At 33.3% G+C, this 12,708-nt stretch carries 16 protein-coding genes and 1 pseudogene; 11 read left to right on the top strand and 6 right to left on the bottom strand.

What is annotated here, in order from left to right; all coding sequences use genetic code 11:
- The first annotated feature begins 59 nt into the window (after positions 1–59).
- The 3 genes from EZV73_RS11040 (at position 60) to EZV73_RS11030 (ending at position 3,401) form a co-directional block, all read left to right on the top strand.
- Positions 60–1,049, top strand: coding sequence for a GGDEF domain-containing protein (locus tag EZV73_RS11040; RefSeq protein WP_240840370.1), 990 nt, complete (start codon positions 60–62; stop codon positions 1,047–1,049).
- 91 nt (positions 1,050–1,140) lie between these two features.
- A complete protein-coding gene (typA, locus tag EZV73_RS11035) occupies positions 1,141–2,952 on the top strand; it encodes a translational GTPase TypA (RefSeq protein ID WP_240840369.1) in 1,812 nt (603 codons plus the stop codon).
- Positions 2,953–2,999: 47 nt separating this feature from the next.
- A complete protein-coding gene (locus tag EZV73_RS11030) occupies positions 3,000–3,401 on the top strand; it encodes a hypothetical protein (RefSeq protein WP_240840368.1) in 402 nt (133 codons plus the stop codon).
- A 22-nt stretch (positions 3,402–3,423) separates the two neighbouring features.
- Here EZV73_RS11030 and EZV73_RS11025 read toward each other — a convergent pair whose 3' ends face one another.
- Both EZV73_RS11025 and EZV73_RS11020 read right to left on the bottom strand, forming a co-directional pair.
- A complete protein-coding gene (locus EZV73_RS11025; RefSeq protein WP_240840367.1) occupies positions 3,424–4,347 on the bottom strand; it encodes a GTP-binding protein in 924 nt (307 codons plus the stop codon).
- A 74-nt stretch (positions 4,348–4,421) separates the two neighbouring features.
- Positions 4,422–4,829: a VOC family protein gene (locus tag EZV73_RS11020; protein WP_240840366.1), complete on the bottom strand. Its 408-nt coding sequence runs from the start codon at positions 4,827–4,829 to the stop codon at positions 4,422–4,424.
- A 60-nt stretch (positions 4,830–4,889) separates the two neighbouring features.
- On the opposite strand from EZV73_RS11020, the gene EZV73_RS11015 reads away from it, so the two are divergent.
- From EZV73_RS11015 to EZV73_RS11000, 4 genes are all read left to right on the top strand, one after another.
- The gene (locus tag EZV73_RS11015) at positions 4,890–5,306 is read left to right on the top strand and encodes a secondary thiamine-phosphate synthase enzyme YjbQ (protein WP_240840365.1); all 417 of its coding nucleotides are present in this window, start codon (positions 4,890–4,892) and stop codon (positions 5,304–5,306) included.
- Positions 5,307–5,478: 172 nt separating this feature from the next.
- Positions 5,479–6,243: a hypothetical protein gene (locus EZV73_RS11010; RefSeq protein ID WP_240840364.1), complete on the top strand. Its 765-nt coding sequence runs from the start codon at positions 5,479–5,481 to the stop codon at positions 6,241–6,243.
- 266 nt (positions 6,244–6,509) lie between these two features.
- The gene (locus EZV73_RS11005) at positions 6,510–6,818 is read left to right on the top strand and encodes a type II toxin-antitoxin system RelB/DinJ family antitoxin (protein WP_240840363.1); all 309 of its coding nucleotides are present in this window, start codon (positions 6,510–6,512) and stop codon (positions 6,816–6,818) included.
- Positions 6,815–7,135, top strand: coding sequence for a hypothetical protein (locus EZV73_RS11000; RefSeq protein ID WP_240840362.1), 321 nt, complete (start codon positions 6,815–6,817; stop codon positions 7,133–7,135). The genes EZV73_RS11005 and EZV73_RS11000 overlap by 4 nt, the downstream gene beginning before the upstream one ends.
- 68 nt (positions 7,136–7,203) lie before the next feature.
- On the opposite strand, the pseudogene EZV73_RS10995 reads toward EZV73_RS11000, so the two are convergent.
- Positions 7,204–7,531: pseudogene (locus EZV73_RS10995) on the bottom strand (winged helix-turn-helix transcriptional regulator).
- 235 nt (positions 7,532–7,766) lie between these two features.
- Here EZV73_RS10995 and EZV73_RS10990 point away from each other — a divergent pair.
- From EZV73_RS10990 to EZV73_RS10980, 3 genes are all read left to right on the top strand, one after another.
- Positions 7,767–8,177: a flavodoxin family protein gene (locus EZV73_RS10990; RefSeq protein WP_240840361.1), complete on the top strand. Its 411-nt coding sequence runs from the start codon at positions 7,767–7,769 to the stop codon at positions 8,175–8,177.
- Between the two features lie 222 nt (positions 8,178–8,399).
- Positions 8,400–8,867: a hypothetical protein gene (locus EZV73_RS10985; RefSeq protein ID WP_240840360.1), complete on the top strand. Its 468-nt coding sequence runs from the start codon at positions 8,400–8,402 to the stop codon at positions 8,865–8,867.
- A 25-nt stretch (positions 8,868–8,892) separates the two neighbouring features.
- Positions 8,893–9,417 (top strand): MerR family transcriptional regulator, encoded by a 525-nt coding sequence (locus EZV73_RS10980; protein ID WP_240840359.1) that lies wholly within the window; start codon positions 8,893–8,895, stop codon positions 9,415–9,417.
- A gap of 43 nt (positions 9,418–9,460) precedes the next feature.
- Here the strand turns inward: EZV73_RS10980 and EZV73_RS10975 are convergent, their stop codons facing one another.
- Together EZV73_RS10975 and EZV73_RS10970 are read right to left on the bottom strand one after the other, a co-directional pair.
- Positions 9,461–10,429, bottom strand: a complete 969-nt coding sequence (locus tag EZV73_RS10975; protein ID WP_240840358.1) for a DMT family transporter — start codon at positions 10,427–10,429, stop codon at positions 9,461–9,463.
- Positions 10,356–10,916, bottom strand: a complete 561-nt coding sequence (locus EZV73_RS10970; RefSeq protein WP_240840357.1) for a GNAT family N-acetyltransferase — start codon at positions 10,914–10,916, stop codon at positions 10,356–10,358. The genes EZV73_RS10975 and EZV73_RS10970 overlap by 74 nt, the downstream gene beginning before the upstream one ends.
- A gap of 106 nt (positions 10,917–11,022) precedes the next feature.
- On the opposite strand from EZV73_RS10970, the gene EZV73_RS10965 reads away from it, so the two are divergent.
- Complete coding sequence (locus EZV73_RS10965; protein ID WP_240840356.1) at positions 11,023–11,904, top strand: LysR family transcriptional regulator; 882 nt, start codon at positions 11,023–11,025, stop codon at positions 11,902–11,904.
- A 92-nt stretch (positions 11,905–11,996) separates the two neighbouring features.
- On the opposite strand, the gene EZV73_RS10960 is transcribed toward EZV73_RS10965, so the two are convergent.
- The gene (locus EZV73_RS10960; RefSeq protein ID WP_240840355.1) at positions 11,997–12,578 is read right to left on the bottom strand and encodes a TetR/AcrR family transcriptional regulator; all 582 of its coding nucleotides are present in this window, start codon (positions 12,576–12,578) and stop codon (positions 11,997–11,999) included.
- Between the last annotated feature and the right edge of the window lie 130 nt (positions 12,579–12,708).

The raw sequence follows: 12,708 nt of genomic DNA, 5'->3' as shown, positions 1-12,708 counted from the left end.
TACTATCGAAATAATTGCACAAAAACCCTTATTGTGGTATATATGACTAAGGGGGTTTTATGATTATAGAGAAGACATTGATGAATAATAAGCTATATACATTGGATACAATTCGCTTTCAATTTCTTGTTAGAACAATTGGTGTGATAGTCGCTGTATTCATGATGTTGTTATCAGATTACCCTTTTGATTTAGGATTAAATGTAATATCTGCTTCTGTATATATGTTTTATGCTTTTGTAGCAAGATACACAAGATATAAAGATAATAAATTATTTCAAAAATACACCTTGTATATAGACATCACCGTCATCTCCTTATTTATAGGTATAAGAGGTGGATTAAGGAGTGATTTTTATTTAGGCTATTATATAGTATTGGGTTATGTGCTCTTAATTAGAAATAAAAAATTAATTCGAAATGTTAGTCTGCATATCATAGGGTTTTATGCTCTTGTCGCTTTTTTTACTTCTTCGGAGTTTTCGCTTGAAAGACTCTTGATTAGATGTGTGATGATGTCTTTAACCATGGTTTGTTTTTATATGTATGCCAAAATTTTATCTGATGAAACAAGTAAACGATTAAGAATATCCGAAATTGCTCTGACAGATAGATTGACTGGACTTTATAATAGACACATTTTAGATTCCATTGATGATCTTATTATAGAAAAGAGAATATTTGTATTAATAGACATAGATGATTTTAAAATCATCAATGATGAATATGGTCATATCACTGGTGACAGAGTCCTAAAGGATTTGGGACAATTGATTCTTCAAATGATGGAAAAGGACGAGCTTGCTATTAGATACGGTGGTGAAGAATTTTTACTTATACTAGATTGTAATAGACAAGAAAGTTTAGAAAGGATACAGAAGCTTTCAAAAAAGTTTTTTAATGTTAAGTATGACTTTTTAGATTGTGACCTTACTTTTTCCGCTGGAGTTTTCGAAAAGTCTGTAGATTGCACCTTTGAACAAGCCCTTCATTTAACAGATATGAAGTTGTATAAAGCCAAAGAAAGTGGCAAGAATCAAGTCATTTAACCATGCAAAGCGTGGTTTTTTTCTTTTTTTGTATCTTTTCTTGATTTATTGGTGTATACTAGGTACTTGAGTGTAAAGAAACGAGGAACTTATGAAGAGACAAGATATATTGAATGTGGCAGTAATTGCCCATGTAGATGCAGGAAAATCTACTTTAGTGGATGCACTTCTTTCTCAGAGTGGTGTGTTCAGAGCTAATGAAGCTGTAGTAGAACAGGTGATGGACTCTAACGATTTGGAACGTGAAAGAGGGATCACAATTTATTCAAAGAACTGTGCCATTGAACATGATGGTATAAAGATTAATATTGTTGATACACCGGGTCATGCCGATTTCTCATCAGAAGTTGAAAGAATTATTAGAACGGTTGATACAGCAATACTATTAGTAGACTCAAGTGAAGGGCCGATGCCCCAAACAAGATTTGTACTTCAGAAAGCACTTGAGAGAGGTTTAAGACCGATTTTATTTATTAATAAGATTGATAAAAAAGATCAGAGAGCAGAAGAAGTTGTAGACATGACATTTGACTTATTCGTTGAGTTAGGTGCAACAGATGAGCAACTTGATTTCCCAATTGTTTATGGTATTGCCAAAGAAGGTGTTGCCGTAGCTGATTTAGAAGATGAAAAGAAGAATTTAGATCCTTTATTTGAAACTTTAACGGAGTCTTTCGAAACTTATCCTAACTTAGATGATGAACCACTTCAAATGCAAGTGTCATCACTTGATTATGATAACTTCTTAGGTCGTTTAGGTATTGGTAGAATCACAAAGGGTGTGATTAAAAAGGGTCAATACTTATCTTTAGCTAAAAGAGATGGGTCTATTAAAAAAGGCAAGATCTCTAAACTGCTTGTGAACGAAGGTTTAAAACGTGTAGAAAAAGATGTTGCCCATGCTGGTGATATCGTAATTTTAGCTGGATTTGCAGATGTTTCAATTGGTGAAACATTTGGATTTGAAACAGTAGAACCACTACCGATGATAGAAATTGAAGAGCCAACACTATCAATGAACTTCTATGTTAATGATTCACCATTTGTAGGACAAAGTGGTAAGTTCTTAACGACACGTCATATTAGAGAAAGACTTTTTAAAGAACTAGAAGTGAACGTTGGTTTAAGAGTTGAAGAACTTGATTCAACGGATGGTTACAAGGTATCAGGTAGAGGTGAACTCCATTTATCTGTACTTCTTGAAAATATGAGAAGAGAAGGCTATGAGTTAGGTGTGTCTAAACCAGAGGTATTGATGCATCAAACTGAAAACGGTCTTGAAGAACCTTATGAAAATGTGATTATCGACGTACCAGACGAGTATTGTGGTGCTGTTATATCTGCCATGAATACAAGAAAAGGTACTATGGAGAACATGTTTGCTGAAAACGGCTATACAAGACTTGAATTCTCTATTCCAACAAGAGGTTTATTAGGTTATAGATCACAGTTTATCAACGAAACTCGTGGAGAGGGTACCATGGTACAATCTTTCCGAGGTTATTTCCCACATGCTGGTGAAGTACCTAAGAGACAAAATGGTGTACTGATCGCCCAAGAGCGTACGTCAACAATGGCCTATGCACTTTTTAACTTAAGTGAAAGAGCAACTATGTTTGTAGATCCTGCAGTGGATGTTTACGAAGGTATGATTGTTGGTATGAACTCTCGTAGAGACGATATGATTGTTAACCCTGGTAAGAACAAGAAACTTACAAATGTAAGAGCTTCTGGTTCGGATGATGCCATTAAGCTTAGAAAGCCAAGAGTCTTTACTTTAGAGGAAGCTCTTGAGTTTATAGAAGCGGATGAATTGGTTGAAGTAACACCAGCAGTTATCAGATTACGAAAAAGAATACTGAATGCTCACGACAGACATCGTTACAATAAGGCTAACAAATAATTGAAGCTCCAGGCAACTGGAGCTTTTTAAGATAATAGAGGTTAAGTATGAAGAAACTACTCCTACTCATATACACACTTTCAATGATATTTAATACAGTGACAATTAGTCTGAATCCAGATATGCTTGTAAAGCCTGTTAATTTTGCGGTGTCACTGGTCTTTCTGCTTGTCTGGTTAGGCATCAATGTTCATATGATTTTTAATGAAGGCTTTAAATGGACAGGGTATCAACTGCTGGCAATTTCACTGACTGGTGTTATTGTTTATCTACTTGAATCATTGAACTTTCTTACAGGTCTATCAGGACTTTTATTTACCTTATGTCACAGCCCATTTTATGGCTTAAATATATTTAATGTGGCTTATAGTCATTTTTCGCTATTTCTAGGCTTATGGGCAGCCATCGATTATTTGTTGACAAGATATTTCATTCAAAAATATATATAAAAAAAAGACCATTTGGTCTTTTTTAGTTTCTTAGTTTAAAAGCAGTTTGTACTTTGCTATCCCAAAGTGGAATGATCTTCTTGATAATCTGTGGACCGATTTTTGAGATAATAACAATACTTGAATCATGGTTCTCAGTATCTGTTTGATAATCAATTTTACCATTAACGACATCAACTTGTACCTTATCGCCACTTGTTAGTTCTACAAAACCTTTCATTCTGAAAGCATCAGCAGAAAGTGTCTTTAAGAAAACTTCAAGTCTTTCTTTTTCTACAGGTTCATGTAGTTCTAGGCTAAGTGTCTTAGGCTTGTTTTCAACCTTGTTGGTTGTTTCATCCTTGATGATAGCTGCTTCATTTGTAAACTTCTCAAAGAAGTTAAATGGCAGTTTACCCATATCTGCTTTTTCAATTTCAATCTCAGCATTGTGTTTTAAAACTTCACTTTTAACAAGATCAAATTTGTCTTCTATGTCAGTCTTAGAAATAACAGCTAAGTGACTGTGCTTGATTTGTCTTTCTAAAGTCTCAGAGTCTTTAGCCTGGTCAATGAAGTTAACTGCATCGATGATACAAATTGAACCTGCATATCTGTATTTTTCACCGATTAAAACTTCAGTTGCCTCTAGAATCTCACCGATGTTTGATGGGTCTGCTAGACCTGATCCTTCGACAAATAAAGCATCAATTGGCTTTTCAGACATGTCTTTAAGACTTTCTACAAATGATAATTGTAAACATGAACAGAAGATTGAACCCCTGTTGATTTCAATTAATTCATTAGCCTTGTCTTTTACCAAATCACCATCAATACCAACTTTACCAAACTCATTCATAATGATGCCGACCTTCTTATCACCAGCTTGCTCAAGCATAGCTTTTAAGAAAGTCGTTTTACCTGCACCTAAAAAACCTGTTAATAAATATAAATCTATTTTATGCATATGACCTCCTGTATATTCCTTTTTAATCATATACAAATTTTAGTGAAATTGCAATAGAAAAAAGTAGGCTAATCCTACTTTTTAGTTGCTGCTAAAGACCACGGAATACCAAACTCATCTGTAACAGCACCAAAGACATCTCCCCAGAACTGTTCTTCTAATGGCATGGTGATGGTACCATTTTTACATAAGGCATCGTATACTCTTTTTTGTTCTTCTAAATCTGTAAAGCCTAAGTTTAAAGAAATGCGACTTTTTTCAGCAAGTGGTGTTCCTGGAAAGGTGTCCGATAGATATAGGACCATATCACCAATCTTAAGTTGAGCATGCATGATTCTTTCTAGATCTGATTGACTCATTTCCATATCAGGACCATCTTTAAATCGCTGCAAGTAGACGATTTCTCCATTAAAAATTTCCTTGTATCGCTTTAAAGCTTCTTCACAGTTTCCGTCAAAATCTAAATAAGGTATAATATTCATATGAACCTCCAATCCCTATAAAAGTACCCGGATTGGTTATAACTTAAACGGGAGGAAATGATGAAACATTATAGAAAAGAACTGTGGTTTAATGTACCTAATAGAAGAGGCTTTATCAACATCACACCTGAACTGGATAAGTGTATAAGAGAATCTGGCATTAAAGAAGGTCTCTTATTATGTAATGCCATGCATATTACAGCAAGTGTGTTTATCAATGATGATGAATCAGGCCTACATAGAGATTTTGAAAGATGGTTAGAGAAATTAGCGCCAGAAAAACCTTATAGTCAGTACGATCATAACGGCTATGAAGACAATGGTGATGCCCATTTAAAAAGAACAGTAATGGGACGTGAAATCGTTGTAGCCATCACAGAAGGGCAGTTAGATTTTGGACCTTGGGAACAAGCTTTCTACGGGGAGTTTGATGGACTTCGTAAGAAAAGGGTATTAGTGAAAATAATAGGTGTATAGTGATTGAAAGGCTTCTCGAATTAAAAGAGAAGTTTTTTTATGCTGGTGATATTTGCATATATATGTCTGATATTCAAACTCTATTGAATCTTACATAATTTATTAGAAAAATTTGGGATATTGATTGAATGTGTTATTTATAGTTGCCGATAGAGATTTAGGAGGTAATAGTATGATATCATCAATAAGCAATATTAATATAAGTTTAAATAAGGTTTCAACAGTAAAGGAAGCAAGTAATTTCGAAGATATTCTTAGACGATATGAATCATCATCTATGACTGCAAAAGAATATCTTAGTTCTTTAAGTCCGAATGAGTTAAAAACAATAAAAGATGAAATGAGACTGGAAAAACCCCTAAATCCACTTACTATGTCTGATGAAGGTGCAACTAACCTTTTGATAAACAGGCACAATCACTATGCTTTTAACGATATTGACAAGGACCATTTTTTTGATGTTGGAAATCAACGATTCGGATATTTCCCTTCATCAGCTGTTCCAAATCAAGTTCTTGATGCTTGGAATACTCCTACAAAAGATTTATCAGAAGAAGAACTATTAGAAGTTTCAAATACATTTTGGGGAGCTTCTATGTTAATTCCTGAAAACATGTGGAATGTTAACTTAAATGGAGTTATTAATCCTAGACATACTCAGTTCGTAGACTATTTTGTTTCAGATATACCTTCTGCAATGAGAAATTTATACAATTGGTCTAAAGGAAATACATATACAACTGAAAACGCAAATCTCACTAAAGTAGCTAACGATTTCCTAAGAGGTCTAGAAGAACATTATGGGAAATATGAACACAAAAGTATTAATGAGTTACCTGATGATAAGAAGCCAGGTTATCACTTCCTTGGTTACTTAAAGGATAAGCAAATTATTTCTATTAGAACTTACTTAGACATGTTAAATGCGTATGAGTAAATACAAAATGGATATTATCTTAGTATTATTTGAATCACTAATTTCTTTTATTAATTCCAAGATAATTTGAGATCTTGAGTTTCCATACCATTAAGAATAATTCGCTACGGAAAGTTTAAAAGAGTATTGGTAAAAATAATAGGTGAATGATGATTGAAAGCTTCTCTTCACGGAGGAGTTTTTTATTAGAGTAGGTTTGGAATATCATCGTTCTGTTGTTATGTAACGCATTTTGCGTTACAATTAATGTAGAGAGAGGTGTTATAATGGCAAATACAACAACACTAAATATAAGGATTAACCCTAAAGTTAAGCAAAAGGCTGAAGAAGTATTGGAAGAGCTAGGTATTCCTATGTCTACTGCAATTAACATGTATTTAAGACAAATCAGCATGACAGGAGGGATTCCATTCCCAGTCAAGTTGCCTAGCGCTCCTGATAGTCTTCAAGTAGGAACTATGACTGAAACAGAGTTATACGATAAGTTAGACAAGGGTTATGCTGATGCTGCAGCAGGAAGAGTTCATGAGGCATCAGAAGCTTTTGATTCAATAAGAAAGAAAAATTCTATATGACATCATATAAAATAGAGCTTACTGATGAGGCAATTAATAACTTAGAACAGATTTATTTATATATTGCTGAAGAACTGAAATCAAAAGTTGTTGCAAAGAGGCAATATGAAAGAATCGCTAGTCAAATAATGAATACGAAAGATGTTAGAGCAAATATTGAAGCTATCGGTATTCAGGAGTTTAGACAGTTATTAACAGAATTAGAACTGATAAGAACACTAGCTGTAGCACATGATGATGTTGAACAAGGGCGAGTAGCTCCAATAGAAGAAACATTCGATGTTATTAGAAGAGCTTTATTAAGTAGTGGGTATTGATGTATTCTCTGTCTAAGGTAGTTCTATGGACGAAGCTCTTTATAGTTAGACTAGATATTGAATCTAGTCTATTTTTTTCTTGCTTCTAGCATTAAATTACTTTCGTTTTCCATGCCTTGTGCCTTGAAGTACGTAATCCCCCAATCACCCATGCTTGAGATAACGGAGTTAAACTGTTCACCTAAGGCTGTTAAAGAGTATTCAACCTTTGGAGGTATGACATTGTAGACTTCGCGGTGAACCACTCCATCAAATTCAAGTTCTTTTAGCTGTCGATTTAATGTTGCCTGCGTACAAGGAATAAGTCTATTGAGCTCATTAAATCTTTTGGTCCCCTGTTGTAGATGCCAAAAAAATAAGCAGTTTCCACTTTCCTTTAATGACCTTTTGTGCCATGCAATAAGGGCAGAGTTGTATTTTGATGTCATCACTAATTTTGCAATCTGAACATTCACAGATATATTTTGGATTCATAGGTCTCCTTTATTAGCACTATCATTTTTGATAGTACCAATCAAAACTAATAGTATTTACCATTATGATTGTATATGTGATAATTATATCAGATATATAGTTTCAATCAAGATTAAGTGTAAAGTATATTGTTTAGTGGATGAAAGGAAGGTAATAAATGAGAGTTGCAGTAAGATATTATTCAAAGACAGGCAATACCAAAAAGCTTGCAGATACTGTTGCTAAAGAAGCGGGTGTACAAGCATTAACAGTTGATGAACCATTAAAAGAGGATATAGATGTTTTATTTCTCGCGAGTTCTGTTTATGGGTCCGGTGTATCAAATGATGTAAAAAAGTTTATTGGTAACATTGATGTAAAGGTCGGTGAGATTGTTAATATTAGCTCTGCTGCAATTATTGAATCAACATATGCTCAAGTCAAAAAAATCGCAGAAAAAAATGGTTTGAAGATGTCTGAACAAGAGTATCATTGCAGAGGTAAGTTTACATTAATGCATAAGGGAAGACCTAATGCTGATGATTTACAGAACTTAAGTAAATTCACAAAGTCATATTTGAACAAATAAAATCAACTGAAATTAAAGTGAGTATTTATTGAATATGAATAACTTATTATTTAACATATGAGAATCCTATTTTGAGCTTTTTAATGAAGCTCTTTTTATTTATCCTTGACCTGTCTATAGGTTTACACTTTAAGATGAACTTAACACTATAAATATTTATATTAGATTTAATTATCTTTTGCAATTGCAATGGTCTTAAGTTAGGTAAGTTAGGAGGAACAAATGAGTAAAGATTGTAGGTTATCAAGAAATTATAGACAAACGATTTATGGTTCTAAGGATGCTGTATTTGAGCTTCTTTGTCCAGAACGAGAAACCGAATGGTTAAATGGCTGGTCATACAAAATGATTTACTCTGAGAGTGGTTTAGCTGAAAAAGGATGTGTTTTTAAAACAAAGAACGATTTCGGAAGTTATCAATGGGTAATGACTAGATATGATCATCTTGAGTATGTAATACAGTTCGTTAAATTCATTCCAGGTGAAATGATTGTTATAATTGATATAGGTCTATCTGAATGTGATAGGCAAACTACTTATTGCGATATAACTTATACGTATACTGCAATAGAGGATGCTTATATTGAGAAAATGCATAATGAAAATACTCAAGATATTTTCAATGGACATATGAAACTATGGGAGGATTCACTTAATTATTATCTTCAGACAGGTCAATTACTTAAATAGGTAAACTCATCTAAGGAGGCTTTTGATGTATACAGTAGGTAAGTTATCAAAACAATTTAAGTTATCGAGAAGTACCTTGCTTTATTATGATAAAATAGGCCTTCTTAGCCCATCTGAGAGAAGCGAAAGTAACTATAGGTTGTATTCAGAAGAGGATGTTGAGCGCTTGAAAATGATTGTTAGGCATAGAGCGGCAGGCATTCCATTAGATGATATAAAAAAACTATTTAACATTAAAGATAACAGTGTTTCAGAGATTCTTAGTGGAAGATTAAAATCCATTCAAAATGATATAGCACTATTAAAAAAACAGGAGAATATGATATTGGCTGTATTAATTGATGAAGTCATCTTAAATGATAAAACTGATTTTAACAGGACAACATGGTCGCAGTTTCTTATTGATTCGGGTTATACTGATGAAGATCTTAGAGAATGGCATAAGAAGTTTGAATTGGAGTCTCAAAGTGAACACCGATTGTTCCTAAATGCTCTAGGTATGGATGAAAAAGATGTAGACAATTTACTCAAGATTTTGAATCTAATTTAGCAAGTAAATCACGATTTGATAAAGTTAGGAAAGGGTCTTCTAATTAAGAGGACCCTTTAGAAATGCTTGTAGTTGCATGCTTAAGTTTGAAGGCTTTTGGAGTAAATACAAGCCTAATAGATGCAATCATCAAGATACTACTGACTATTAATGAAAAAGAAAGAGGCTCACCTAAAATAATTATTGATAAAGCCAGTGCAACGATTGGAATGAAGTTAAAGTAGATCAATGTTTGGTTTGCACCGTATTTCTTTAATGAAAGTTGAATGAGTATATATGTGATACCAGTACCCATGACGCCTTGATAAATGATTGATAAAGTTCCCACAAGAGAAAACTGAGAGGGCATTTCATTTAGTGCAAGAGGTGTTGAAATAATAGTTGTTATAATAAAGTAAAACAAAAGTAATTGTAAGGGTGGATAGGATAGTTTTGTTCGTGAGTTGAAAATGCTATAGATAGAGATACAAAAAATACCTAGTAACATCAGCAAGTCTCCCTTAGACCATGATATTTCAAATATCATAAGTATATGTCCATTTGTAATAACAAACATGACGGACAAAAATGATAATGCTATTGCTATTAAATGATTTCTTCTTAATCTAGCCTTAAAAACGATGGTTTCGATTAATAATGTAGTAATGGGGATAAGTGCAGAAATGATAGAAATATTACTGGCACTTGTAGATATGAGGGCTTTTACAATTAGTGTATTGTAGAGGAAAAAGCCGATGAAACCTATAATTGTCAATATGGGCAAATCCCTTAACTTGAAGGGGGTATAATTTGCTTTTGCAAATGGAAAAAGAATGATTGAAGCTATTAAGAATCTAAAAAAAATAATGGTATAAGAGCCGTAGTGTTGGACTGCAAATTTGCCAGTAATAATGACACCAGCTGAAAACAATACAGCTGGTATCATTAAGTGGTATGATTTATAAGACTTGTTTATAGGCATCGATAAAACCATTGCATACACTATGACTAAAATTAAAACCATATTTTTCATAGAACTTTCCGACCACTTCGTTTCCATTTGCTACATATACCCATAGATCTTCTACACCACTAGATCTTAACCAGTCCATTAAATAATCTGAAAGTTCTTTACCAACTTTAAAACCTCGATATTTTTCATCAACATAGAGAAGCTTAAAGGTACCGATAGACTTTGGTACTTGATAATCATCAGGATAAAATCCCTTTCCACCCATGTTAGAGATTACCTCGGGTAATGAGTGAACACTTTCATTTGCTACTTGACTGATTGTTCCATATGCAAAACCTATGGGCTGATCATTGTCGTATGCAACATACATAAGTTCATTATTTGAACCTTTATATTCTAACTTCAGTCGATTGTTGTAGTTCATACTTGCCATAATCTCTGGATGAATCTTAGCGTGTTCAGCTTGAAATGACATGAGTTTGTTAACTAGTTCTTCAAGAAAATCCACGTTATCACCTTTGTATATTTTGTATTCTATTTTTGACATTTGTTCTCCTTTCTTGTTCTTACTTAAAGTATAGGCTATAATTTGAATTAAATAAAACTGTTAATAATTATGAATATGATAGGTTTTGCCTATGATAGGAGTTGTCATGGAAATAAGAGAGATCATTTATATTAAGGCCATTGCTGATTTTGGAAACTTAACAAAAGCATCAGAGTTTTTACATATAAGTCAACCAAGTTTATCTCAAAGTTTGAGAAATACTGAGTCCAAATTAGGTGTGGATCTGTTTATAAGGTCTAAAAGGGGGATGCAGTTAACGGAACATGGGAAAAGATTTATTGAAGACTCACAGCAGTTAGTCTCAAACTACCATGATTTTATCGGAAAAATCGATCAATATAAAAACCAAGGCATCACTAGGCATATTGGCCTATATAAACTATCTTATACAACACCTATCAATAACATCGTCATGAAGTTTATGGCCCATCATAGTGAAGATAATTATATGATAAAAGTTGAATCCATATCAGATTTAGAAAGAATGCTAATAGAGGATAAGCTAGATATTGCAATCATAAAGTACACACCTATCCAAAAGAAACATGATAAGTTGGTATATGATATTTTGTTTAGAGAAAGATTGTATGTACTATTAAGCAAAGACCATCCATTGGGGTCAAAAAAGTCAATCAAATTAGCCGATTTAAAGGGGAACAGATTGATATCAAGCGCACCTCAGGAGTATCCTCATAAAATGACCGAGTATATTTTGAAACAGGCAGGTGTTGACTTAGATATTCAAACTCAAACTAATTATGAAAATCTATCCATGATTTTTGACTTAGTTCGTCAGGGTTTTGGTATAACCTTTGCCAGTGAGTATGTGTGTGATTATTTTAAAGGAGATGATGTTGTTAAAGTCGCATTAGAAAAAGTTTATGATTATGAGGTTTGTGCCGTTCGTAAAGAAAAAGATGATAAGAATAATCAGCTAGTGGACTTTCTTAAAACCGAGTTAATATAAAGTCCAAGTGTTTAGTAAGACATGAGTTTATAAAGATAAAGAAGTGTTTTCAAGTGAGGACTACTTTATGAACTCTCACTTGAATGAGTTGTTTAGAATAAGAGGTTGACATTTTTCACTTCTTGCATTTGTTTCAAAAGAATATCCGTCAGCTGGTCTGGAGGGATATTTTTTCCGTTTTTGACCCATTTGATAAGTATATTAAAAAGTATACCAGTTCTAATGGCTACAAAGTAATCCTCATGGAAGTCTGGGTTGACTTTTTTATCTAAACTGTGGAACAAATCATCAAATAGCTTTTCAATATTACTAAGTAAAATGTCCAATGCGTTTGCTTTTATGATTACTTCAATGATGATTGAGTCTAAATACCAAAAGCGAAGTATTGGCTTTAAGAGTTTAGTAGAGGCTGTAGGTTCAGAAAGCCTTTGACTTATTCTATACTGAGTGACCGACTGTCTTAAGAGGTCAAATGACATATCACATTTATACTTAAGTACATCATTTATTGAATCAAAGAGTCTATAGAAGGTTGCTCTGCCCACACCTGCTCTTTCGACAAGTTCCTTTATCGTGATTGCAGAATAATCCTTTTCAGAAATGAGTTCACACAATCCATTATAAATAAGCTCGGCTGATTGATGTGTCTTCTTATTAGAAGATAAATGATACATATGATAGCCTCCTGTCTCACTTGAATCGATTTTATTGACTTCATTTTAGAAGTATTATACATTGAGATTATAAGTGAGTCAAATGTCTCATTTATTTGAATTAAAGATACATACGATAAGAAAGGAACAA

Source organism: Acidaminobacter sp. JC074 (genome assembly GCF_022496765.1).
GTDB lineage: Bacteria > Bacillota > Clostridia > Peptostreptococcales > Acidaminobacteraceae > JABXKX01.
The sequence above is the reverse complement of the archived record's forward strand: the minus strand, read 5'-3'. Positions and strand labels throughout refer to the sequence as shown.

Coding starts and splice junctions, on each gene's coding strand:
- EZV73_RS10985 (WP_240840360.1), top strand. CDS start 8,400: ATGAGTAAAGATTGTAGGTTATCAAGAAATTATAGACAAACGATTTAT.
- EZV73_RS11015 (WP_240840365.1), top strand. CDS start 4,890: ATGAAACATTATAGAAAAGAACTGTGGTTTAATGTACCTAATAGAAGA.
- EZV73_RS11040 (WP_240840370.1), top strand. CDS start 60: ATGATTATAGAGAAGACATTGATGAATAATAAGCTATATACATTGGAT.
- typA (WP_240840369.1), top strand. CDS start 1,141: ATGAAGAGACAAGATATATTGAATGTGGCAGTAATTGCCCATGTAGAT.
- EZV73_RS10975 (WP_240840358.1), bottom strand. CDS start 10,429: ATGAAAAATATGGTTTTAATTTTAGTCATAGTGTATGCAATGGTTTTA.
- EZV73_RS10980 (WP_240840359.1), top strand. CDS start 8,893: ATGTATACAGTAGGTAAGTTATCAAAACAATTTAAGTTATCGAGAAGT.
- EZV73_RS10970 (WP_240840357.1), bottom strand. CDS start 10,916: ATGTCAAAAATAGAATACAAAATATACAAAGGTGATAACGTGGATTTT.
- EZV73_RS11020 (WP_240840366.1), bottom strand. CDS start 4,829: ATGAATATTATACCTTATTTAGATTTTGACGGAAACTGTGAAGAAGCT.
- EZV73_RS11025 (WP_240840367.1), bottom strand. CDS start 4,347: ATGCATAAAATAGATTTATATTTATTAACAGGTTTTTTAGGTGCAGGT.
- EZV73_RS10990 (WP_240840361.1), top strand. CDS start 7,767: ATGAGAGTTGCAGTAAGATATTATTCAAAGACAGGCAATACCAAAAAG.
- EZV73_RS10965 (WP_240840356.1), top strand. CDS start 11,023: ATGGAAATAAGAGAGATCATTTATATTAAGGCCATTGCTGATTTTGGA.
- EZV73_RS11000 (WP_240840362.1), top strand. CDS start 6,815: ATGACATCATATAAAATAGAGCTTACTGATGAGGCAATTAATAACTTA.
- EZV73_RS11005 (WP_240840363.1), top strand. CDS start 6,510: ATGGCAAATACAACAACACTAAATATAAGGATTAACCCTAAAGTTAAG.
- EZV73_RS11010 (WP_240840364.1), top strand. CDS start 5,479: ATGATATCATCAATAAGCAATATTAATATAAGTTTAAATAAGGTTTCA.
- EZV73_RS10960 (WP_240840355.1), bottom strand. CDS start 12,578: ATGTATCATTTATCTTCTAATAAGAAGACACATCAATCAGCCGAGCTT.
- EZV73_RS11030 (WP_240840368.1), top strand. CDS start 3,000: ATGAAGAAACTACTCCTACTCATATACACACTTTCAATGATATTTAAT.